General features: G+C 71.3%; 18 protein-coding genes. 3 read left to right on the top strand and 15 right to left on the bottom strand.

Features of this window, described 5'->3' with window-relative positions:
- Positions 1-114: 114 nt before the first annotated feature.
- The 4 genes from PUR61_RS03480 to PUR61_RS03495 form a co-directional block, all read right to left on the bottom strand.
- A complete protein-coding gene (locus PUR61_RS03480; RefSeq protein WP_329875567.1) occupies positions 115-285 on the bottom strand; it encodes a hypothetical protein in 171 nt (56 codons plus the stop codon).
- A gap of 373 nt (positions 286-658) precedes the next feature.
- Complete coding sequence (locus PUR61_RS03485; protein WP_329875467.1) at positions 659-1,246, bottom strand: SRPBCC family protein; 588 nt, start codon at positions 1,244-1,246, stop codon at positions 659-661.
- 69 nt (positions 1,247-1,315) lie between these two features.
- Positions 1,316-2,662, bottom strand: coding sequence for a carotenoid oxygenase family protein (locus PUR61_RS03490; RefSeq protein ID WP_329875469.1), 1,347 nt, complete (start codon positions 2,660-2,662; stop codon positions 1,316-1,318).
- A gap of 56 nt (positions 2,663-2,718) precedes the next feature.
- Positions 2,719-3,159: an SRPBCC family protein gene (locus PUR61_RS03495; RefSeq protein WP_329875471.1), complete on the bottom strand. Its 441-nt coding sequence runs from the start codon at positions 3,157-3,159 to the stop codon at positions 2,719-2,721.
- A gap of 1,568 nt (positions 3,160-4,727) precedes the next feature.
- Here PUR61_RS03495 and PUR61_RS03500 point away from each other — a divergent pair.
- Positions 4,728-5,693, top strand: coding sequence for an ABC transporter ATP-binding protein (locus PUR61_RS03500; RefSeq protein ID WP_329875565.1), 966 nt, complete (start codon positions 4,728-4,730; stop codon positions 5,691-5,693).
- Entirely contained in the window at positions 5,690-6,700 is a 1,011-nt protein-coding gene (locus PUR61_RS03505) for an ABC transporter (RefSeq protein WP_329875473.1), read from the top strand. The genes PUR61_RS03500 and PUR61_RS03505 overlap by 4 nt, the downstream gene beginning before the upstream one ends.
- Before the next feature lie 386 nt (positions 6,701-7,086).
- Here the strand turns inward: PUR61_RS03505 and PUR61_RS03510 are convergent, their stop codons facing one another.
- A complete protein-coding gene (locus PUR61_RS03510) occupies positions 7,087-7,995 on the bottom strand; it encodes a ribosome-inactivating family protein (protein WP_329875475.1) in 909 nt (302 codons plus the stop codon).
- Between the two features lie 598 nt (positions 7,996-8,593).
- On the opposite strand from PUR61_RS03510, the gene PUR61_RS03515 reads away from it, so the two are divergent.
- Entirely contained in the window at positions 8,594-9,547 is a 954-nt protein-coding gene (locus PUR61_RS03515; protein ID WP_329875477.1) for a helix-turn-helix domain-containing protein, read from the top strand.
- Positions 9,548-9,790: 243 nt separating this feature from the next.
- Here the strand turns inward: PUR61_RS03515 and PUR61_RS03520 are convergent, their stop codons facing one another.
- The 10 genes from PUR61_RS03520 to PUR61_RS03565 all read right to left on the bottom strand — a co-directional run bounded on the left by PUR61_RS03520 (position 9,791) and on the right by PUR61_RS03565 (position 20,753).
- Positions 9,791-10,246: an ester cyclase gene (locus PUR61_RS03520; protein ID WP_329875479.1), complete on the bottom strand. Its 456-nt coding sequence runs from the start codon at positions 10,244-10,246 to the stop codon at positions 9,791-9,793.
- A 636-nt stretch (positions 10,247-10,882) separates the two neighbouring features.
- The gene (locus PUR61_RS03525; protein ID WP_329875481.1) at positions 10,883-12,178 is read right to left on the bottom strand and encodes an ammonium transporter; all 1,296 of its coding nucleotides are present in this window, start codon (positions 12,176-12,178) and stop codon (positions 10,883-10,885) included.
- A 101-nt stretch (positions 12,179-12,279) separates the two neighbouring features.
- Complete coding sequence (locus PUR61_RS03530; protein ID WP_329875483.1) at positions 12,280-12,903, bottom strand: helix-turn-helix domain-containing protein; 624 nt, start codon at positions 12,901-12,903, stop codon at positions 12,280-12,282.
- A gap of 26 nt (positions 12,904-12,929) precedes the next feature.
- Positions 12,930-14,015, bottom strand: coding sequence for an FAD-dependent oxidoreductase (locus tag PUR61_RS03535; protein WP_329875485.1), 1,086 nt, complete (start codon positions 14,013-14,015; stop codon positions 12,930-12,932).
- Positions 14,012-15,331: an FMN-binding glutamate synthase family protein gene (locus PUR61_RS03540; protein WP_329875486.1), complete on the bottom strand. Its 1,320-nt coding sequence runs from the start codon at positions 15,329-15,331 to the stop codon at positions 14,012-14,014. The genes PUR61_RS03535 and PUR61_RS03540 overlap by 4 nt, the downstream gene beginning before the upstream one ends.
- A gap of 15 nt (positions 15,332-15,346) precedes the next feature.
- A complete protein-coding gene (locus tag PUR61_RS03545) occupies positions 15,347-16,021 on the bottom strand; it encodes a glutamate synthase (protein ID WP_329875488.1) in 675 nt (224 codons plus the stop codon).
- Positions 16,009-16,884 (bottom strand): class II glutamine amidotransferase, encoded by an 876-nt coding sequence (locus PUR61_RS03550; protein WP_329875490.1) that lies wholly within the window; start codon positions 16,882-16,884, stop codon positions 16,009-16,011. Before PUR61_RS03550 ends, PUR61_RS03545 begins: the two co-directional genes overlap by 13 nt.
- Positions 16,885-16,932: 48 nt before the next feature.
- Positions 16,933-18,249 (bottom strand): type III glutamate--ammonia ligase, encoded by a 1,317-nt coding sequence (gene glnT / locus PUR61_RS03555; protein WP_329875492.1) that lies wholly within the window; start codon positions 18,247-18,249, stop codon positions 16,933-16,935.
- Positions 18,250-18,782: 533 nt separating this feature from the next.
- Complete coding sequence (locus PUR61_RS03560; protein ID WP_329875494.1) at positions 18,783-19,154, bottom strand: hypothetical protein; 372 nt, start codon at positions 19,152-19,154, stop codon at positions 18,783-18,785.
- A gap of 99 nt (positions 19,155-19,253) precedes the next feature.
- Positions 19,254-20,753: a galactose-binding domain-containing protein gene (locus PUR61_RS03565; protein ID WP_329875496.1), complete on the bottom strand. Its 1,500-nt coding sequence runs from the start codon at positions 20,751-20,753 to the stop codon at positions 19,254-19,256.
- Positions 20,754-20,767: the final 14 nt, after the last annotated feature.

Here is a 20,767-nt window from a genome sequence, read left to right on the forward strand (position 1 = left end):
CCGATCGCCGGCGAGGAACAGCGCCAAGAGCAGCGCAGCGGCCAGGACCGCGCCTGCCACGTCCACGTGGGCGGAGCGGCCTTCGGGGGGTTTCGGGCATGGAGCGCCACGCGGTCACGAGGGCGGCGGCGGTGACGACCAGGCCGAGGCCGTAGGCGGCCCGTACCCCGCCGAGCTCGGCGTGCGGGCCAGCGGGTAGCCGACGCCGGCCCCGATGGTCGAGACCACCGAGATCAGGGCGATCACGGCCGCACTGCGCTCCTCGGGGAGGTGGGCCCGGGCCACGCCCATCATCAGCGCCGTCGGCCCGAGCCCGACGCCCCTCCATCACCCGGACCAGGGCGGTCGTCGCGGGCTGGGTGACGCCCCCGACCGCGGCCAGATCGGTGATGCGCCGCGGGCCGGTCCGGTCCAGGGCGGCCTCGACCGCCGGGAGCCGGTGACGTCCCATTCGCCCCGCTCGTGGACACCCTGGAGATCCAGGACGCGGTGATCACCGCCGACGCCCTCCGCCTCCGGCACGATCACGCCCGCCACCCGCACGCCCACGGCGCCCACTACCTGGTCATCGCCAAGGGCAACCGGCCCGGCCTGCTCCAGGCCCTCCCGCGGCCCGGACCGGGTCTGCTGCCGGATCCGGGCGCGGGAGTTGCGTGGGCTATCGGGCGGCCTGGGCCTCGGCCTCGTGCTTGAGGTTGGTGACCCAGTTGTGCAGGGAGGTGTCGAGGGCGGCCTGCAGCACTGCCTTGTTGGCCAGGACGGGCTTGCCGGTCCAGGACTCCTCGGTGTGGACGAGGACACCGTCGCAGGTGGGGGTGAAGGTCCAGACGTGGACGGCGGTGATGCCCTGGGCCGGGCCGCCCCAGACCAGGCGCCTACCGGGCTCGACCTGCTTGACGGTGGAGGTGATGTCGAGGCCCTCGGTGCTCCAGCGGAACACCGAGCCGGGGCGCAGGCGGCCGGGGGTGTCCTTGGCCATCCTGGCGACGTTCGGCTGCCAGGTGGGCCAGTTCTCGACGTCGGTCTGGATCCGCCAGACGGTGTGCAGCGGGGCGTGGATGAGGATGTCGGTGCGGGTGATGACCGGGGCCTTCTCGTCGATCCGCACGTCCGCGGGGTGCCTCGCGGCCGAGTCCGCCACCGTGGTGGGGCGACGGTCGGCGGTGAGGGCGGAGGCGGTGTGGGACGTGGTGAGGAGGAGTGCGGCGGTGGCGGCGGCGGTCATGACCGCGGTGAGTGTACGCATGGCAGTGCTCTTTCGTGGAAGGGTGGTGGTCTGCCGGGGCTCCTGGGCGGCGCGCGCCGGGACGGCCGGTCACAGGGCGCTGTCGGGGATCCAGGAGCCGTGGATGCCGGCGGTGACCCGGCGCGGGAGGTGGACGGTGGCGACCTGCTCAAGGCCGGAGGCGTCCAGGACCAGGAGCTGGGAGGCGTCCTGCTTGAGGTCGGAGACGACGGTGAGCAGGTAGCCGTCGTCCTCGCGGGTGGCGCCGGCGGCGGGGACGAAGACCGCTTCGCTGGGCAGCCGGGCGTCGCCGACCTGGTGGATGCGGCGCTCGCCGGTGGTGCGGTCGTACTTGACCACGCCGTAGCCGCCGAAGCCCCGCTGGTCGGGGAAGGAGACCGCGTACTGGTAGCGGTGCTCGGCGCCGAGGAAGTCCTCGTTGAGGGTGGGGAACTCGACGGCGAGGTCGTCGACAGCCTGCTCGTCGACGGTGCCTGCGGCCGGGTCGACGACCCAGCGACGGGTGTAGGAGCGGGTGTTGGGCTCGGTGCCGCGGCTGGGTGCGCCGATCCACCAGTTCCAGGAGAGCTGGAAGCCCTCGCGGTCGACGGTGGGGCCCTCCAGGACGATGCGACCGGCGGCGTCCTCGTAGGCGTTGGCGGCGTGGAGCATGTTGCCGGGTTCGATCGGGAACCAGCGGATCTTGTCGGCACCGTGCGGGCCGCGCGGCATGACGCCGATCCTGGCCGGCTGCGCGTCCTGCCAGGAGTAGGGGATGCCGGAGTGCTCGGTGGGGTCGAAGGTGACGGTGCCCTCGACGAACACCACGTGGTGGCGGGTGACGGCGAAGTCGTGCTTGAGGGAGGCGGTGGCGCCCGGGACCTCGGCGCTGTGCGTGATGTGCCCGTTCGGGTCGGCGACGTAGTAGACCAGGTAGGGCGGGAACGGGGAGGAGCCGAAGAAGTGGAGTTCGCCGGTGACCGGGTCGCTCTTGGGGTGGGCGGTCATGGCGCTGCGCAGCTTGCCGTCGAAGTCGTAGGGGCCGACGGTGTCGAGGTCGGGGGTGAGTTCGAAGGGGAGGTTGGCCTCACACAGGGCGAGCAGGCGCCCGGCGTGCTCGATGACGTGGGTGCCCGCGGTGCTCGCCGTCATGTCGGGGCCGTGCTCGGTCATGTAGGGCGCGCCGTCCAGGGCGGGGGTGTGGACCCAGCGGTTGCGGTACCACTCGGCGCGGCCCTCGTGCAGCCGGATGCCGTGGACCATGCCGCTGCCCTTGAACCAGTGGGTGGGGGTGACGCCGGGCTTGGGGTTGTGGCTGTTGCGGATCAGCCGGCCGCTCAGCTCGGGCGGAAGGGTGCCCTCGACGGTCAGTCCGGTGGCGGTCAGTTCGTCGGCGGCGGGGGTGTAGTGGCCCAGCAGGTAAGGCTTGTCAGTCATGATCGGGTCCTCTTGGTCTTCGGAGCGGCGATACGGCCGGAGCGGGGTTCAGGTGGTCAGGAGCGCTTTTCGGCACGGTTCTTGAGACAGGTGAGCCAGTCCTCCAGGGAGGTGCGCAGGGCGTGGCGGAGCTGGTCGGAGGCGGCGTCGACGGGGGCTCCGCTCCAGGACTCCTCGGTGTGGACGGTGACCCGGTCGCCGGTCTGCTCGAAGGTCCACACGTGGATGCCCTCGATACCGTTCGCGGGGCCGCCCCAGGCGATCCGGGTGCCGGGCACGAGCTCGTGGACGGTGGAGGTGATGTCCAGTCCGTGGGTGCGCCAGGTGAAGGAGGCGCCTTCGGCGAGCGGGCCCTCCAGGCGGGCCTGGTCGACATCGGTGTTCCAGACGGGCCAGTCGTCGATGCCGGTGTGCAGGGACCAGACGGTCTCCAGCGGGGCGTCGATCTCGATGGCCAGGCGGACGATGACGGGCGCGTTCTCGTCGATGGTGAGCACGGGTGGTTCCTCTCGGTCGGTGTACTGGTGGAGTGCGCGTTGGTCGGGTGGTCGGTGGCGGCCTCGGGCGGCCGGCCCGGGGAGCGGGCTGGTGTTCGGCAGCGGGGCCGCATGGGCCGCGGCGGGTCGGTGGGAGCGCCGACAGGGCGTGCCGGCCAGGACGGGCGTCGGAGAGTCCGACGCCGTCACGGATCTGCGGCAGCGCGACGTTCGCGATCGAGGTGGCGAGCAGGACGGTGAACCGGGCGCCGCTGCCGTGGCCGCGAGCGCGGCGCCGGGCCCGGCGGTGGCCCCGCAGTACTTCGTCACCGTGAACTCCCCCGCAGGGCGGGGAGGGTGCGGCTTCTCGTCAGACCACGAGGACGGGTGTCACGACGTCGTGGTGCGCCGGTCCGGGCCGATCGGCCGGCCGGCCGGGGACGTCGCCCCCGGCCGGGTGCGGTCTCCGGACCACGGCTGGTGCCCCGGGCTGTGGCAGGGTGCGGATCGAGATGAGGCACCTGCTCGGCCACTCCGAGGGCCGGCAGTTCCTTGCCGTTCGGTTCATGTGGACAGCCTCCCCGTGGGCGGTGTCCATTTTCTCGGCCACCTGCTGTCCAGCGCTGCTCACCGCTGTCCGGCGGCGGCCGGCCCCGCAGATCGGTGCCGTACGGCTTCGGCCGCCGTGGTCGGCTGCGGCACGCAGGGTCGCGGCGCGAGCTCCTGAGGAGTGGGAGTTGGGTATCGGGTCGCGGGCCGGCGCGCGGTACCAGATCTTGCCGGCCCTGTCGTTGCCGATACCCGTGACCGCAGGGGCTCCACCACAGGTCGGGCTGCTCCCCCACGGGGCTCGCCGCTGCCCACGGCCAACTGACAGCCCCAGGTCCGCGCGGCCGCGACGTAGGCGTCCGTGTCAAGGGTCTGCCGGTCGTCCTGGGCTCCGTCGCCCCAGCCATGGGCGGCGTCCGAGGACGGCCTGCCGTAGTCCCGGCCGCTGTAGTCGTCGTAGGCCAGGTGGCGCACCTGGAGAGCGCAGCGCCCCGGTTCCACCGGCCCGAACTCACCCCCGGGTGGTCGCGGCCGGCGGTTGACATACCCCCGCCGCACCATCCACCATGCTTTCACTAATCAAGTAGTGAAATGGTGGTGGGGTGGAGTTCCACATCGACCGTCGCAGCGGGGTCGCGACAAACCTGAAGATCGTCCAGCAGACCACACAGGAGCTCCGGCTCGGCCTGCTGATGCCGGGCGACCGGCTGCCGACGGCGAAGGACGTCTCCCTGCTCTGCGCGGTCGATCCGAACACGACCCTCAAGGCGTACCGGGGACGGGTGCGGGAGGGGTCGGTCCAACTCAGGCCCGGTCCCGGCACGTTCGTCTTGCGTCCGCCGGCCCGACCTCCGGGGGCCGCGAACTCGCCGCTGCGCAAGGAGCCGGTCTCCCGGGCGTGGCGGGCGGCCACGGCAGGGCTGGAGCGGGAGGACGTGACCGCGCTGGTCGACTCCGTCCTCGGGGAGGCGTACGCCTCCCCACCGGAGTCCGCCTCGGCGGCGGCCACCACCGCGGAAACCCCATACCGAGGAGCGGCGATGCATGAAGGTGCGGGTCAAAAAGTGTTCACGGGCGAGGCGGACGACGAGTCCGCCATCGAGGCGCGGGGGCTGGGCCGCAGGTACCGACGGGGTTGGGCGCTGCGGGACTGTTCGTTCCGGCTGCCGGCCGGCCGGATCTGCGGCCTGGTGGGCCCGAACGGGGCCGGTAAGACGACGCTGATGGCCATGGCCGGCAATCTGCTGGAGCCCACCGAGGGCAGTCTGCGGGTGTTCGGTTCCGCCCCGGCATCGGCGCAGGCAGGGGTGCGTACGGCGTTACTGTCCCAGGAGAAGCCGCTGTTCGGCCGCTTCACGGTGGCGGAGACCCTGCGCCTGGGCCGGGAGCTCAACCCCACCTGGGACCAGCGCGCCGCCGAGGACATCGTCCGGGCCGGCACCATACCCCTCGCCGCCAGGATCAACACCCTGTCGGGCGGGCAGCGGACCCGCGTCGCGTTCGCCCTGGCCTTCGGCAAGCGCCCCGACCTGCTGCTGCTCGACGAGCCGATGTCCGACCTCGATCCCCTGGTCCGCCACGAGCTGACGGGCACCCTGCTGGCCGAGGCGGCCGAGCGCGGCACCACCATCGTGATGTCCTCCCACATGCTCGCCGAGATCGAGACCGTCTGCGACTACCTCCTGGTCGTCTCCTCCGGCATGCTGCGGCTGGCCGGCGAGGTGGACAGGCTGCTCGACGCCCATGTCCTGCTCACCGGGCTGCACGACGGGGGCGGGCCGCCCGCCGACCTCGCCCAGCACACCGTCGTCGAGTACCGCACCAGCGGCCGCCAGGCCAGGGCCCTGATCCGCCACGGCGGTGTGGTCGACGCGCGCTGGCAGTGCGATGCCCCCACCCTTGAGGAACTCCTCCTCTCCTACCTTCGATCGCCCGACACACCGCCTCTGCTCACCGAGAGCGCCCAGGTCCGCGGGCTGGCCCGGGACGGGGCGGTGGCGGCATGAGCACCATGGCCGGCACCTCTCCCTCCCCCCGCCCGACCGGGGCCGCGACTGGGGCGCGCCGCCGTCCGGCGTTGCACGGCCTGTCCTGGCTGGTGTGGCGCCAGCACCGGGCAACGCTGCGGACCGTGCTGGCGCTGACCGTGGTGGGGGTCGCGTTCATCGCCTACCGGCGCGCCGGGATGATGGACCACCTGGCACGGTTCGACTGGCCCCACCCGACGGGTGACGAGTGGCGCAACGGCTTCGGTCCGTTCAGCGGTCAGCTGAACGACACCGGCTTCCAACTCGGGCTCGTCCCTGTGGTCCTGGGCGTCTTCCTCGGTGCTCCGCTGTTCGCGTCCGACCTGGAGACCGGCACCGCCAAACTCGTCACCGGGCAGTCCGTCAGCCGGATGCGCTGGCTGACCGCCAAGCTCGGACTGGCCCTGGCGGTGAGCGCGGTCGCCACCGTGGCGCTGTCGGCCGCCTTCACCTGGTGGTACCACCCCGTCAAGGCGACCTCCTCGGACTGGACGTCCGGCGCCGTGTTCGACGCCACCGGACCCGTCCCCGTCGCGCTGACCCTCTTCACCGTGACCGTCGGCGCCCTGATCGGGATGCTCCTGCGGCGCTCCCTGGCCGCCATGGTGGTCACCCTCGGCGCGGCCGTCGCCATCAAGGTGGCCTGGTCGGCGGTCCGGCTGCCGCTGGGCACCGCCACCACGGTCGTCACCCGCGACGGGGTCGGCACCGACGCCTTCCCGGAGCTCCCGACGGCCGCCTACACCCTGGACCAGTCCTTCGTGACCTCCTCCGGGAAGCTCCTCGGCTGGGGCACGTGCAGCAGCCCGACGGAGGCCGCGCGTGACGCCTGTGTGAGCCAGAAGGGCATCGTCGGTTGGTCGGTGGACTACCTCCCCGTCTCCCAGATGCCGGTCATGCAGTGGCTCGGCGCCGGGATCCTGCTGGCCCTGGCCGCCGCCGTCACCACGTTCGTCGTCCTCTGGGGACGCAAGCGCCTGCTCTGACCGCGGATTCGGCGCGATCCGGCAGGCCGTGGCCCGTCCGCGCAGGAGCGCGGGCGGGCCAGGCGGTGGTAAGGGCCTGCAACACGTCGGTTTCCTTGTCCCGCCGCCGGTCGGGCCGGGTGAGCATGAGGCGGGCGAGGCGGCGTGGGCCGATCACCGGGCGGTCCCCGTCGGCGCGGCCCCGGATGAGGTAGCGGTTGAGGAGGTTGAGGCCGGCGCTGTAGCTCAGTTCCTTGATTTCCTGGAACAGCCGGCGGACCGGGACGGCAGGGTCTCTCCTCTGCTCGACCGCACGCCCCACGCCGCCCTCGGCCACCGCGCACGGCCGGGACTCGCCGTCCACTCGGCCGGCAGGACGGCCGGTGTCCGGCGTCCGGCGTCCGGTGTCAGCCGTTGCGTTTGTGGCCGTTGAGTTCGATGTATCCGAGGTTGGCGATGAGGGCCGCGACGGTGGCGTAGTACCTGCTGTATCCCGGGGCGCCGATGGTGAATCCGTCACCGGCGGGATTGTTGAGCCGGGCGTAGACCCAGGCCGAGAGCTGGCCCCAGCTGGTTTCGAGGTCCGCGCCGAAGGCGCCGATCGGGGTCGACGAGCCGGACCTGATGTTCTGCCGCACCGTGTCGAAGATGTAGCCGAAGCGGGCCGCTTCGGCTGTCGCGCCGATGATGTCCACGAGGTAGGACCCGAGGGTCGTGGTGCCGGCCGCCGAACCGAGGAGCTCCTGGGTCCGGCGCAGCGTCAGCAGCCCGTTCTGAAGGTTCTGCGGGGTGAGCTGGCGACTCGCGCGGTTGCCGCCGCCGGGCAGGTTGGCGTAGCTGCCGTTCCACGGCAGCGGCTGGGCCTGCACGCCCAGGACCTGGTTGAAGGCGCCGGGGTAGCCGTCGGGGAAGACGTAGTGCCGGTTGCCGGTACCGTCGGGCTGTCCCGGCTGGTAGATCCCGGCCAGGTAGAGGGTGTTGGCCCAGTAGTACAGCGAGACGACGTACTGCCCGGCGTAGGTCACCCGGATCTGGATCAGCTGGTTGTAGGTCGTCGTGGTCTCGTCCAGGACCTGGTAGAAGTCGTGTCCGCTGACCCGGTGGACCTGATCGATCAGGTTCCAGTACCGGTCGTGGTGGCCTTGGCCGCCGTGTTCGAGGCCGCTGATGTCCCAGTCGATGACCGTCAGGGGACGGTCGGGGTCGGCGTGCGCGGCGGGCGCGGCCGTGCCCAGCATGCCCAGGGAGAGGGCGAGTGCCGCGAGGACGCCGGCGAGGCGCCGGCCTACCCGTTGCCACTGAATGACGTTGAACACGCAGAGCTCCTTGTCGATGCGCGGGTCGGACCCACCACGGCCTGCGGTGGGGTGGGACCACGGGCGGCGATCACGCCGAGATGGTGCGGGACCATCGGGGTGCCGCAGGGCCGGGGCCCGTACGGATGCCGGTCGGGGCCGTGTCGTCGGGAATGCGGAGGGCTGCGGCGGGTTCGGAAGCGCCGCGACGAGGGCGGGCACGGTCACGGCCCCGACGGGGGCCGGTCGGCGTCGAGGGCCTCGACCTCCGCCTCGAAGCCGGGGTTGGCGGGGGCGATGACGCGAAAGCTTGGCCCGGTCGTGGGTGATCCGGTGTTCCCAGGCCCACGGGGTTCACGGCCGTCAGCCCGCGCGCACCGGAGCCCGGCAGGTGGGCCACGTGTGAAGCAGCATGGCAGAGTGCCCGTTCCCCGGCGTTGCCCTGGCTGCCAACGGTTTGCTCCTGGCTGCTGGATCCACAGCCCCACCCCCGGCGGCCGACCCGGCACGGCCGGTGCCCGGCATGCCCCGGGAACCGGGCGGGGCGGGAAGGCCCGGCTGACACGGAGCGGCCGGACGAGGATGATGATTCGGGCAGGGGTGCGAAGGGGGAGACGGTGTGCTGGTCCTGGACACGAACGACCTACCGCGCGGCGACAGAATCGCGGCCTACCGTGCCGTGGCCATGGACGAGGGCGGGATCGACGCCGTCGAGGAGGAACAGCCCGAGGAGACGGTCTGGAGGCGGGTCGAAGTCTGGGGCATCGGGTCCCTCACCCTGTTCGACAGCCGGGGCACGGGCATCGGCATCACCCGCTCCCTCAGGCAGGCGCGACGGGACGCGCTGGAAGCCGTCGCGGTGGTGCTCCACGTCCGGGGCGACGGCGCCTTCGCCTCCAGCGACCATCAGCGCCGCCTCGCGCCCCACAGCCTGTCGCTCCTCCACATGCCCGACGGGTACGCCTACTCATGGTCCGGGACCGGGGGCACGCTGGCCTTCATGCTCGACACCGCAGGGCTCACCGTTCCGACGGACACCGTGCGGGCATCGGTCCCCCTCCTCCACCACAGCCCCGTCGGCACGCTCCTCGTGAACCACCTCCACGGCCTGCACACCATTGCCGACCGGCTCACTGGCGGCCCCGAGACCGAGGCCCTGGTCAACGCCACCACCGAACTCACCCGCGCATGGATCGCGTCCGTCGCCGGCGACGACCGCACGCGCCGCCGGACCGCGCAGGAAACCCTTCTCACACGCGTCCTGGCCTACGTCCGGCTGCACCTGCGAGAGCCGGACCTCACACCGCAGCGCGTCGCCCGGGTGCACAACACCTCCGTCAGAACTCTGTACCGGCTGTGCGGGAGCAGCGGGTTCAGCCTCGAACAATGGATCATCCGACGCCGCCTCGAAGGAGCTCGCAACGACCTGGCGGCACCGGTCCACCGCCACCGGACGATCGAATCCATCGGCCGGTCCTGGGGGTTCACGAACGCGGCACACTTCTCACGCCGTTTCAGCCGTACCTTCGGCGTGACACCCAGCCAATGGCGCCGGATCTCCCGGACCGGATGAGCGGCACGGGTCCGGGCCGCGGCCCCGGACCTCACCGCGCGATCGCTGCCTCTCCCCCCGCCGGTCGCCACCCCGCAGGGCACGGATCGGGGTACCGGTCGAGCAGTACAGGAGAGCACGAGGTGAGGTGTTCGCTGGCCTGGCCGACGAAGGCCATGTCGTCGTGGTCGTGCACGGCGTCTCGTCCCCGGCCCAACCGCTCAACCGCTGTCGCCGGGTGACCGTCGCGCGATGGGTGCAGATTCAGGCGGCTGCCCGTTCGCCGGTCTCTGCGGTGAACTCGTCGGGGTTGGCGTAGTCCGTCTCGCGCAGAATGAGGCCGTCGGGAGCGAGTTCGAAGAGCGCCATGTATTCGACCGAGTACTCGATCGGGTCGGTTCGGTTCTCGGGGAGAGCGATGTAGCCGGGGAAGTCCTGTTGCGGTGTTCCACTCGCCGTGAAGGTGACGGCTACCGCGTCCCCTTCAATGATGATCCTGTGGAGTTCGTAGTGCGTGTCCGGAGACGCTTTGTACCAGCCCTCCAGGTATTCGCGCAGTTCGGGGCGTCCCTGCAGCCGGGCTCCTGACGCGTGCTCTTCGAGGACGTCGTCTTCGGCGTAGGAGTCGACGGTCTCCTCCAGGTCCTCAAGATGGTTGTTGAACGCCTCGAACAACCGGGCGGTTGAGGATCTCGCGTCGGTTTGCCGGTTCTTCGTCATGACATCGTTCCTTTCGTGTCGGCCCCGTTGATGGCGTCCGCCGATCACGGCCAGCCCAGGGGTGGCGGTGACGCCTCCACCCCTGGGAGCACTGGCTCGGGCAGGGCCGACGGAAAGGGCGGCACCGCCGGGGCAAGCCGGTGCGAGGGCACCGTCAAGCCTGGCAATGCCGGCGGGACCGGCAACCCGGGACGACGTAACAACGGTGGTAGGGGCGGCGGGTCCGGCCCGGCTGCGGAGTTTCCCATCGACGGCTCTCTCCCCTCGGCGGGCGGTGTGGGAGGGACCGGCGCCGGCCGCGTCGGATCCGGCAGCGTGGGTGGAGCGGCGCCTGCTGAGGCCGGCGAGAAGGTCTCAGCAGGGATCGTGATTCTGACCTACTGACCACAGCGCTCTCGCCGCTTCCTCCTGGCATCGCAGGCCGACGCCACAGGTCAGCACGAGCATGGTCGGCGGGTGCGTGCGAGACCGACCGCCGCCCGCCGTTCCCCACCAACGCCGGAGTCCTGACAAACCCCGTGCCCCCAACCCGATTCCGTTGACGACCCCGCCTTGGGGCAGGCCCCGGCCTCCCCTCGGCGAGCCAACGACGTTCGGCACCTGTCGTGCCGCGAGACGGGTCAGGGGCGGGCCGCACTATCCCCTGGTGGCAGGCTCGGAGACCGGGGCCGCGCTCGGTGCGTGGGTGAGGTCGTAGGCGCTCTCCGCGTGCAAGTGGACGTCGACGCCTTCCTGCTCCACCTCGGGGCGGACCCGCAGGCCCATCGTCTTGTCGAGCGCCTTGGCGATCAGCCAGGTCACACAGAAGGAGTACGCCAGTACGGACACGGCCCCCATCGCCTGCTTGCCGAGGAGGGAGAAGCCGCCGCCGTAGAGCAGGCCGTCGACGGCGTTGGGGGCGTCCGCCGTGGCCAGGACGCCGACCAGCAGGGTGCCGGTGATGCCTCCGACGAGGTGGATACCCACGACATCGAGGGAGTCGTCGTAGCCGAACCTGTACTTCAGGCCGACAGCAAGGGCGCACACCGCGCCGCCGATGGCGCCGAGCGCGAGGGCGCCGAGCGGGGAGACCGCACCGCAGGACGGCGTGATCGCGACGAGGCCGGCGATCGCACCGGACGCGGCGCCGAGGCTGGTGGGGCGGCCGTAGCGGAGCTTCTCGACGAGGAGCCAGCCGAGCATCGCGGAGCAGGTGGCGGTGAAGGTGTTCAGCACGGCGACGGAGGCGGCGTTGCCGGAGGTCAGCGCGGAGCCGCCGTTGAAACCGAACCAGCCGAACCACAACAGGCCCGCGCCGAGCAGCACCAGGGGGAGGTTGTGCGGCCGCGCCTGGCCCCCCGTCTTCTGCCAGCCGATGCGTCTACCGAGGACGAGGATCACGGCCAGGGCCGCGGCGCCCGAATTGACGTGGACGGCGGTACCGCCCGCGAAGTCGACGGTGCCGAGCCTGTTGACGATCCAGCCGCCCACGACGTCCTTCCCGTCGAAGGCGAAGACCCAGTGGGCGACGGGCAGGTAGACCAGCGTCACCCAGATGCCGGTGAAGGCCATCCAGGCGCCGAACTTGATGCGGTCGGCGATCGCGCCGCATATCAGGGCGGCGGTGAGGGCCGCGAAGAGCGCCTGGAAGGCGGCGAAGACCGCAAGCGGGATGACCGCGTCCGGATCGTCCGCCGTCACCCCGCTCAGACCGACATACTCGGTGACGTCACCGAGGATCCCGGCGCCGCCGATCGAGTCACCGAAGGAGGCCGAGAAGCCGTAGAGCACCCAGATGCAGCCCACCAGGGCCACTGACCCGAAGGTCATCATGATCATGTTGAGGATGCTCTTCGCGGCGACCATGCCCCCGTAGAAGAGCGCGAGGCCCGGCACCATCAGACAGACGAGTGCCGTGCTCGCGAGCATCCAAGCGGTACTTCCGGTGTCCATGCGCACGCTCCACAGAGAAGTCCAGCAGAAGGAAACTACGTTTCACGGCAGTAGACACACGGTGCGTTACGAATCCCTCCGCGGCCGATTAAGGCCGGGTTTCAGTGCTGGGGACTGTCCCCGAAGGCCGTCACCGCCAGGAAGCGGATGGGCAGCTCGGCCAGCCGTTCCGGGCCGTGCGGGGCCTCGCCGTCGAACTGCAGCGCGTCGCCGGGGCGCAGGGTGTAGGTGGACTTCCCGTGGCCGTAGACCATGACACCTTCGAGCATGTAGATGATCTCGGTTCCGGCGTGCTGGAAGAGCGGGAAGACCTCGCTGGACTCGGTGAGGGTGATCAGCAGGGCGTCCATGCGCTTGTGAGCGCCCCGCAGGGAGCCGAGCTGGGCGTACTCGTGGCCGATGCGGGTGCCGCGCCGGACAATGCGGGCGCCGTGCCCGGCGGGGACGAAGACGGCCTCGCGTTCGTCGTCCATGCCGCGGAAGAGGGCGGTGACCGGGACGTCGAGACCGCGCGCGAGCCGGGAGAGCGTGGTGAGGCTGCACGCGGTCTGAGCGTTCTCGATCTTCGACAGCATGGCCTTGGAGATGCCGACCCGCCGCGCCATCTCACCGACCGACAGACCGGCCGCCTGCCGGTACCCGCGGGCCCGGATCGCGATGATGCGCTCCAGGGCCGTGTCGTCGGAGTCCGCTGCGGGTTCGGTGTGCTCGGCGCGCTCTGTCACCGACGCATCCTATTCTGTTCGAACCCCTACGCCGTGCGGTCCAGGCGGAAGCGGGGGTGGGGCCGTGCGCGGCCGGTGGCGAGGTCGGCGGCCATCGCGCCGATGACCGGGGCGAACTTCGCGCCGTGGCCGGAGCACGCGGAAACGATGACGAGGGGGCCGTGGCGGTCGAGGACGAACTCGTCGTCAACGGTGGTGGTGTAGAGGCAGGTCGTCCCGGCGACCGGGTCGGGGTCGAGGCCCGGGAGCCGGTCATGGACGAATGCGCTCACACGGATCCGCGACGACGGGTCAACGATGCCGGTACGGGTGGTTGCCGTGGTGGGGGTGCCGCGGTCGTGTTCGGCGACCTTGACCGCGGGGAGGGCGCCGCCGTCGGCGCCGGAGGGCAGGCCGAAGACCTGCATCGACGCGTCCTTGCAAACCAGGACCGGCCAGGCCACGGACGGCTCCCGTTGCCGGAAGTGGAAGACCTGCTGCTGGGTCACCTTGAGCGGCGGCAGCGTGACGGGCAGTTCGAGGCCGGGCAGCCACGCACCGGCGGCTACGACCACGGTGTCGCAGGTGAACTCACGTCCGTCGTCCGTACGCAGCACCACCGCGCCCGGTACGTCGATGCCCGTGACGCGTACGCCGGACCAGATGTCCGCACCGTGCTCGGTCGCCCTGCGCACACACGCCGCGACGGTCCGGTCGGCGTCGATGACACCTGCGTCCGGGTGGTACAGCGCCGGGCCCGTGAAGCGGATGGAGGGCCAGCGTTCCGCGGCGGCCGGCGCACCGAGTACCTCGCAGCGCACTCCGGCCGCGCCCAGCGCGGTGGCCAGGCTCTCCAGGTCACGTCGCTCCCCGAAGTCGAGGCCACCGGTGGTGCGCAGCAGTGGAGTTGCGCTGTCGTGCTCCAGTTCGCACCACTGCTCGGCCGCCTTGCCGGTCAGGCCGACGTAGAAGGGGTCGGCGTAGGCGCGTCGGAAGATCCGGGAGCTGCCGTGTGAACTGCCGTGCCGGTGGCCGATGTCGTACGCCTCGATCAGGGTGACCTCGTGGCCGCGGCGGGCCAGTTGCCAGGCGGTGGCGGCGCCCATCAGGCCTGCGCCGACGACGGCGATCACAGGCCCTCCCCGGGGATCCATCGGGTGCCGACGAGCGGGACGCGGGCCATGGCGGCGGACTCGATGGTGAGGGCGACCAGGTCCTCGGGTTCGAGGTGGAGGAGGTGTGCCTTGCCGCAGGCGCGGGCGAGGGTCTGGGCCTCCATCGTCATCACGCGGAGGTAGTTCGCAAGTCGCCGACCGGCCTCCACGGGGTCGAGGCGGGCGGAGAGTTCCTCGTCCTGGGTGGAGATGCCGGCGGGGTCGCGGCCGTCCTGGTAGTCGTCGTAGTAGCCTGCGGCGGAGCCGAGCCGACGGTACTCGGCGTCGTACTTCGGGTGGTTGTCGCCCAGGGCGATCAGGGCGGCCGTGCCGATGGCGACGGCGTCCGCGCCCAGGGCGAGCGCCTTCGCCAGGTCGGCGCCGCTGCGGATGCCGCCGGAGACGATCAGCTGGACCTCACGGTGGGCACCCAACTCCTGCAGTGCCCGTACGGCTTGGGGCAGGGCGGCCAGGGTGGGGATGCCGACGTGTTCGATGAAGACGTCCTGAGTGGCGGCCGTGCCGCCCTGCATGCCGTCCACGACCACGACATCGGCACCGGCCTGGACCGCGAGCCTGACGTCGTAGTACGTCCGGGCCGCGCCCACCTTCACGTAGACCGGCTTCTCCCAGTCGGTGATCTCGCGCAGTTCGAGGATCTTGATGGCGAGGTCGTCGGGGCCGGTCCAGTCGGGGTGGCGGCAAGCGCTGCGCTGGTCGATGCCGACGGGCAGCGTCCGCATGCCGGCGACCCGTTCGGTGACCTTCTGGCCGAGCAGCATGCCCCCGCCACCGGGCTTGGCGCCTTGGCCGAGGACGACTTCGATGGCGTCGGCGGCGCGCAGGTCGTCGGGGTTCATACCGTACCGGGACGGCAGGTACTGGTAGACGAGGTGCTGGGAATGGCCGCGTTCCTCCGGGGTCATGCCGCCGTCACCGGTGGTCGTCGAGGTGCCCACCTCGCTGGCGCCACGGCCGAGCGCCTCCTTGGCCTGGGCGGACAGCGCCCCGAAGCTCATGCCGGCGATGGTGACGGGTGTCTTCAGCCGCAGCGGGTGCGAGGCGTGCCGGGTGCCGAGGGCGACGTCCGTGCCACAGCTCTCGCGGTAGCCCTCCAGCGGGTAGCGGGACATGGACGCGCCGAGCAGCAGCAGATCGTCGAAGTGCGGAACTCTGCGCTTGGCGCCTCCGCCGCGGATGGCGTAGACGCCGGTCTCGGCGGCACGCTGGATGGCGTGGATGGTGGCGCGATCGAAGGTCGCGGACTCGCGAAGGCCGTGTGATGCGGGTTCCATGCTCCTCGAACTCCCTCAGTACGATGCCGTGTTGTCGACCTTGAAGTGGTACAGCTCGCGGGCCGATCCGTACCGGCGGAAGTCGGCCGGATCCTCGCCCCGCCCGGCCGCGCCGAGCAACTCGGCCAGTTCGGCCTGGTGTTCGGGCCGCATCTCTTTCTCCACACAGTCCGCGCCCAGTGACCTGACCGTCCCGCGGACGTAGATGCGCGCCTCGTAGAGGGAGTCCCCCAGGGCGTCTCCCGCGTCGCCGCAGACCACCAACCGCCCGGCCTGGCCCATGAACGCGCTCATGTGGCCGACGTTTCCGCCCACCACGATGTCCACACCCTTCATGGAGATCCCGCACCGGGCGGAGGCGTCCTCGTCGATCACCAGGAGGCCGCCGTGGGCGGTCGCGCCGGCGGACTGGGAGGCGTTGCCGCGCACACGCACCGTGCCGGACATCATGTTCTCGGCGACGCCGGTCCCGGCGTTCCCGTGGACGGTGACGGTGGCCCGCTGGTTCATTCCCGCGCAGTAGTAACCGACGTGGCCTTCGACGTCCACGACGAGTTCCTCCCGGATTCCGCAGGCCACGGCGTGGGCGCCACGCGGATTGAGGATGCGCCAGGCCGTGGCCGAGGGCGTGTGCAGAGCCCGGTTGAGCTCGCGCACCGGGGTCTCGGCCAGATCGATCAGCGTTGCCATACGTACACCTCTTCCGGCTCGGGTTCGAAGATGCGGGCGTTCTCGATGCCCGGCAGGACGTCCAGGGCCCGGTACTCGGAGGCCATCGCGACCCACCCGTCGGTCTCGGCGACGAGGGCCGGCTTGCAGGCGATGGCGTCGCGGACGACGGCGAAGGAGTCGCTCGTGGACACCAGCAGGGTGTAGAAGCCGTCGAACCGCTCGCACAGCAGCCGCAGCGCCTCTTCGAGGTCGGCGCCTTCCGAGAGCTGGTGCGCGATGAAGCGGGCACCGACCTCGGAGTCGTTCTCGCTGTCGAACTCCATGCCTCGGGCGCGCAGTTCACGGCGGATGGTGGCGTGGTTGGCGAAGGAGCCGTTGTGCACCAGGCACTGGCCGGGGCTGACCGAGAACGGGTGGGCCCCCTCGGGCGTCACGGCGGACTCGGTGGCCATCCGGGTGTGGCCGATGCCCTGCCGGCCGGTGACCGACGCGAGCCCGAAGGACTCGGCCAGTTCCACGGGGTTCCCGGTGCCTTTGAGTACGGCCATTCCGATGCCGGAGCCGATGACGGTCGCCCGCGGCAGCGCGTCCGCGACGGCCGCGAGCAGCCCGGCGACGGGGAGGTCCGCGTGAACGACCGTGGTGGCGTCGGCCGCGAGGGCCACGGCGCCCGGCAGTGCGGCCCGCGCGTCGGCCGGCGTGACGCCGAGCAGCGAGACGACGGCCCGGCCCGGCGGGGACAGGCGCGGGTCACCGTAGACCGCGACACCGGCCGAGTCCCGCCCGCGTTCGACGACCTGTCCCAGCATCGCGGTCAGGAGCTCACCGAGCCGGGGTTCGAGCGAGGGCTCGCGCAGATGGAGCCCCACGATTCCGCACATCTCAAATCCCTTCAGAGAACGGCGAAGCGGACGACGTTCGGGGACCGGTCAGAAGGCCGTCAGATAGCGGTCGAGCTCCCAGGGGCCGACCGTGGCGTGCCAGTCGAAGAACTCCTCGCGCTTGAGATCGGCGAAGTACCGGCTCACGCCGCTCCCGGCCACGTCCAGGGCGCCGCTGACCACGTCATCGGCCTGGAGCGCCTCCACGGCGTGCAGCAGGGTCGGCGGGAGCTCGGGCCCCTCCCCGCCCGCGCCCGGCTCGCCGGGGTCGAGGCCTCGGTCGATGCCGTCGAGGCCGGCGGCCAGGGCGACCGCGGCGGCGAGGTAGGGATTGGCAGCGCCGTCCCCGCCGCGCAGCTCGATGCGATTGCCGTCGGGGACCCGCACGAAGCGGGTGCGGTCGTTACCGCCGTACCCCGCGATGCGCGGTGACCAGCTGGCACCCGAGCGGGTGGCCACCGCGCCGGTGCGCTTGTAGGAGTTGACCGTCGGCGCGATGACGGCCTGCAGGGCCCGCGCGTGCTCGACGATCCCGGCGACGAAGGAGTAGGCGAGCGGAGAGAGGCCGAGGCCACGCCCGTCGGTGGCGTCGGGGAACGCGGGGTCGTCACCCCGCCAGAGCGACAGGTGCAGGTGCATGCCGGTGCCGGTGCGGTCGGCGAACGGTTTCGGCATGAACGTGGCGGTCATGCCGCGCTGTTCGGCCAGGACCGACACCAGGTACCGCATGGTGATGACCCGGTCGGCGGTGGTGAGGGCGTCGGCATGCCGGAAGTTCTGCTCGAACTGGCCGTTGCCGTCCTCGTGGTCGTTGGCGTAGTTGCCCCAGCCGAGGGCGTTCATGGCCGAGGACACGGCGGTGAGATGGTCGTACATCCGGGTGAGCCCGTGTGCGTCATAGCAGGGCCGGACGGCCGTGTCCCTGGCATCGGCGACGCTCAGCACGCCGTGCGCGTCCCGGTTCACCAGGAAGTACTCGACCTCCGCCCCCACCGAGAGGGACAGCCCCCGCCCCGCGGCCCGCTCCACCAGCCTGCGCAGGATGACCCGCGGAGCGTACGGCCAGGGCTCCCCCTCCACATGCGGATCGCAGTGGACCAGGGCCAGACCGGGCTTGACGAACGGAACGGGCGTGTAGGAGGAGGGATCCGGCCGTGCGACGACATCGGGATCGCCGGGCTGCTGGCCGAGCGCACCGGCCGCGTATCCGGCGAAACCGACGCCCGCGTCCCGGAGTTCCTCCACTGCCTGGGACGGGACGAGCTTGGCGCACGGCTTTCCGGTCAGGTCGACGAAGACGGCGAGCACGAACTCGATGCCGTCGGCACGGACAAGCTCGGCGAGATCGGGGACGGCGGTCGCCATGGGTCCTCCCGGAGTCTACTGCGGTGAATCACCGTTGCCTACCAGTAGACGACCCTGGCATTACGGGGGGATTTCCGCCATGGAAGCTCCCTGTAAGCCCGAAGCCGGACGTTCCAACCCTGCGCGGACGGCCGCCGGGGCAACTGCACGGCCTCCGCGGCCGGGTCGTCACAGTTGCCCGACGAACGACCTTCCGGCCGTGGGAGAACCGAAGGACCGAGCCACGGAGCGTCGCGCTCGCGCTCACCCGGGCATCGCCGGCCGGCGCCGCTCCGGGGCCGCACCCGCCCGGCAACGGTGCGCGGCCGCTCCCGTGCCGGCGGGCCAACCGGATGCCACTCCACCGGTACATCCCTCTACCTCGGCGCCCCGAGCACTACCCCGGCGCTGCCTGAGCCGACCGCGCGGACAGCTCCGACCACCTCCAGTCAAGACCTTCAAGGCGGTAGCGCCCAAGATCAAGGCCCGCTTCCCGGGCACGATGATCCACGCCGACAGCTGGGACGGTTGGAGGAGCGTCTGGGGCCAGGCCATCACCACCGACCCGGCGGGCCTGCCCTACGCTGGTTCGTCACGAAGGTGAAGTACGAGGTGCTGTTGGCGAAGCTGCCGAAGGCGACCAGGTGCACGTCCTGCGGGCCGGCCGACGCGGGGTCGGCCGGCGCGGTCTCCGCGACCGGCACGGCCGGAGCCGGGACCAGCCCGGCCTTCAGCCGCACCGGTTGGTTCGGGTTCAGAGCCACCACGGTGAAACCGGCGTTCCTCAGCAGCCTGGTCAGCCCACGGGCGTTCGTGTGCCCATCGGTGTCGTCCAGCACTGCCGCGATCAGCCCCGGGTGGAAGAGCGAGTGCGCCACCGCGGTGGTGCCGGTCAGGGCGGCCCCGTGCCGGGCCGCACCCCGCATATGAGTACCATGCGGGGCACCCGCCGAACAACGCGGCGCCCTTCCAAGGGGCTGCGGAGCGGGCCCCTGGCCCGCTCCGCAGCGGCGTCCCGCTCGGCGTCAGCCGGTGGGGACGTTGACCTGGACCTCGGCCAGGGTGAGGTAGTTGGTGCCGGCGAGCTGGATCCGGACGTACCGCCCGTCAGCACCCACCGGAACGGTCAGCTTCTTCGGTGCGCTGCCAGCGACATAAATCGTCCTGACCGTGGGATCGGCCTTGATGGCGTCGAGGCTGCGTCCGGTGAGATCGGTGGGCGACACCATGACGTAGAGGTTTGCGAGACGATTGGGGCCCCCGTCCGTCCGGTTGAAGACCTCCACGGACCGGATCGGACGCCGCACGCCGAGGTCGGTCTGCCACCAGGGCTGCGCCTCCGAGGTGGTGGCGCTGAGGCTCGCGGTGGTGGAGACGCTCAGGTCTCCGTCCACCGCCAGGCCCGCCAGGTGGGGCCCGACCACCGTCGTATTGGTGGAGGACTGGGTGGCGGGCTTGCCCAGCGCCGCGTTGACGGTGGCCTTCACCGGCGCGCCGTACTGCCTGTCGGTGAAGACGGTCTTCCACTGCTGGTCGGCGAACCACTTGTGCACGTCGGCGCTGTAGTGCTTCGTGTCGGTGAAGATCCCGAAGTTCGGCGCGTTGGTGGGCTGGTAGAGAAGCGTACCGGCCGCCGAGGTGGCGTTGGCGGCGTCGAGCAGCTTGTAGGGGCCGGACGCGGAGATGGCTGTCAGCGCCTGTGTGGCGTGCTCCGTGGACGCCAGGTTGTAGGCCTTCGAACGCGGACGGTAGAGGAAGAACGGGGCTGCGGTGTCGCCGGTGATCGTTCGCAGCGGGTCGAAGACCTTGAGGAACGCCTGCTGGATGTGGCTGGTGCTGATGGTCGACGCGTTGCCCGCCTCGGCCTCCCACTGGTTCCAGTGGATACCGATGACGCGCGGTTGCTTGCCGGCGGCCTGCAGGGCCCGCAGACCGTTGGTGATCGTGTTCATCGCCAGCGGGAACAGGGCCTCGACGTCGCTCGGGTCACGGCCCGGCCACCACCGGGTGTTCGGGCCGTAGTCCGTGTCGGTGTCCTGGATGCCCTGGCTGCCCCAGGCGATGTGGATCACGTTGAGGTCGGGCAGCGTCGTGCCCCCCTCCGTGGCGCGCTGCCAGCGCAGTGCGGTCGCCGACGCGACGTTGTAGTTGAGGCCCCCTACGTGCTCCTGGCCGAGGTTGTTGCCGACGCAGGTGTACTGCGACCAGGTGGCACTCGTCGCCCCGGCCACCCGGTTGTTCGTCCGGTTCAGCCCCTTGACGCGGTTGAGGGACTGGCACTTCGCGCTGTCGGCGGCGTCCAAGGGTGCACCCCACCCCTCCGCATTGCTCTGCCCGAGCACGATCAGCACCGGCGCGTCATTCGCGCCGTACGGGTTCGGGACGGTCTCCGCCGCCGACAGCGCGGGGAACACCGCGGCGGATCCCGCCAGCAGGGCGAGCGCGGCCACGAGCGAGGTGACCGGGCGGACGGGGGTGGGGGCGGTGCGCCTGAAGGGCGCCCGGAAGGCGGGTCTTCTGAACATGGGTGGATGCTCCT

It is taken from the genome of Streptomyces sp. BE20 (assembly GCF_036322525.1).
Taxonomy (GTDB): Bacteria; Actinomycetota; Actinomycetes; order Streptomycetales; family Streptomycetaceae; genus Kitasatospora.

Excerpts from the sequence above, each read along its gene's own strand:
- glnT (WP_329875492.1), bottom strand. The coding sequence starts at position 18,249 with ATGGCGACCGCCGTCCCCGATCTCGCCGAGCTTGTCCGTGCCGACGGC.
- PUR61_RS03485 (WP_329875467.1), bottom strand. The coding sequence starts at position 1,246 with ATGCGTACACTCACCGCGGTCATGACCGCCGCCGCCACCGCCGCACTC.
- PUR61_RS03525 (WP_329875481.1), bottom strand. The coding sequence starts at position 12,178 with ATGGACACCGGAAGTACCGCTTGGATGCTCGCGAGCACGGCACTCGTC.
- PUR61_RS03560 (WP_329875494.1), bottom strand. The coding sequence starts at position 19,154 with ATGCGGGGTGCGGCCCGGCACGGGGCCGCCCTGACCGGCACCACCGCG.
- PUR61_RS03505 (WP_329875473.1), top strand. The coding sequence starts at position 5,690 with ATGAGCACCATGGCCGGCACCTCTCCCTCCCCCCGCCCGACCGGGGCC.
- PUR61_RS03545 (WP_329875488.1), bottom strand. The coding sequence starts at position 16,021 with ATGGCAACGCTGATCGATCTGGCCGAGACCCCGGTGCGCGAGCTCAAC.
- PUR61_RS03540 (WP_329875486.1), bottom strand. The coding sequence starts at position 15,331 with ATGGAACCCGCATCACACGGCCTTCGCGAGTCCGCGACCTTCGATCGC.
- PUR61_RS03520 (WP_329875479.1), bottom strand. The coding sequence starts at position 10,246 with ATGACGAAGAACCGGCAAACCGACGCGAGATCCTCAACCGCCCGGTTG.
- PUR61_RS03500 (WP_329875565.1), top strand. The coding sequence starts at position 4,728 with ATGCATGAAGGTGCGGGTCAAAAAGTGTTCACGGGCGAGGCGGACGAC.
- PUR61_RS03550 (WP_329875490.1), bottom strand. The coding sequence starts at position 16,884 with ATGTGCGGAATCGTGGGGCTCCATCTGCGCGAGCCCTCGCTCGAACCC.
- PUR61_RS03490 (WP_329875469.1), bottom strand. The coding sequence starts at position 2,662 with ATGACTGACAAGCCTTACCTGCTGGGCCACTACACCCCCGCCGCCGAC.
- PUR61_RS03565 (WP_329875496.1), bottom strand. The coding sequence starts at position 20,753 with ATGTTCAGAAGACCCGCCTTCCGGGCGCCCTTCAGGCGCACCGCCCCC.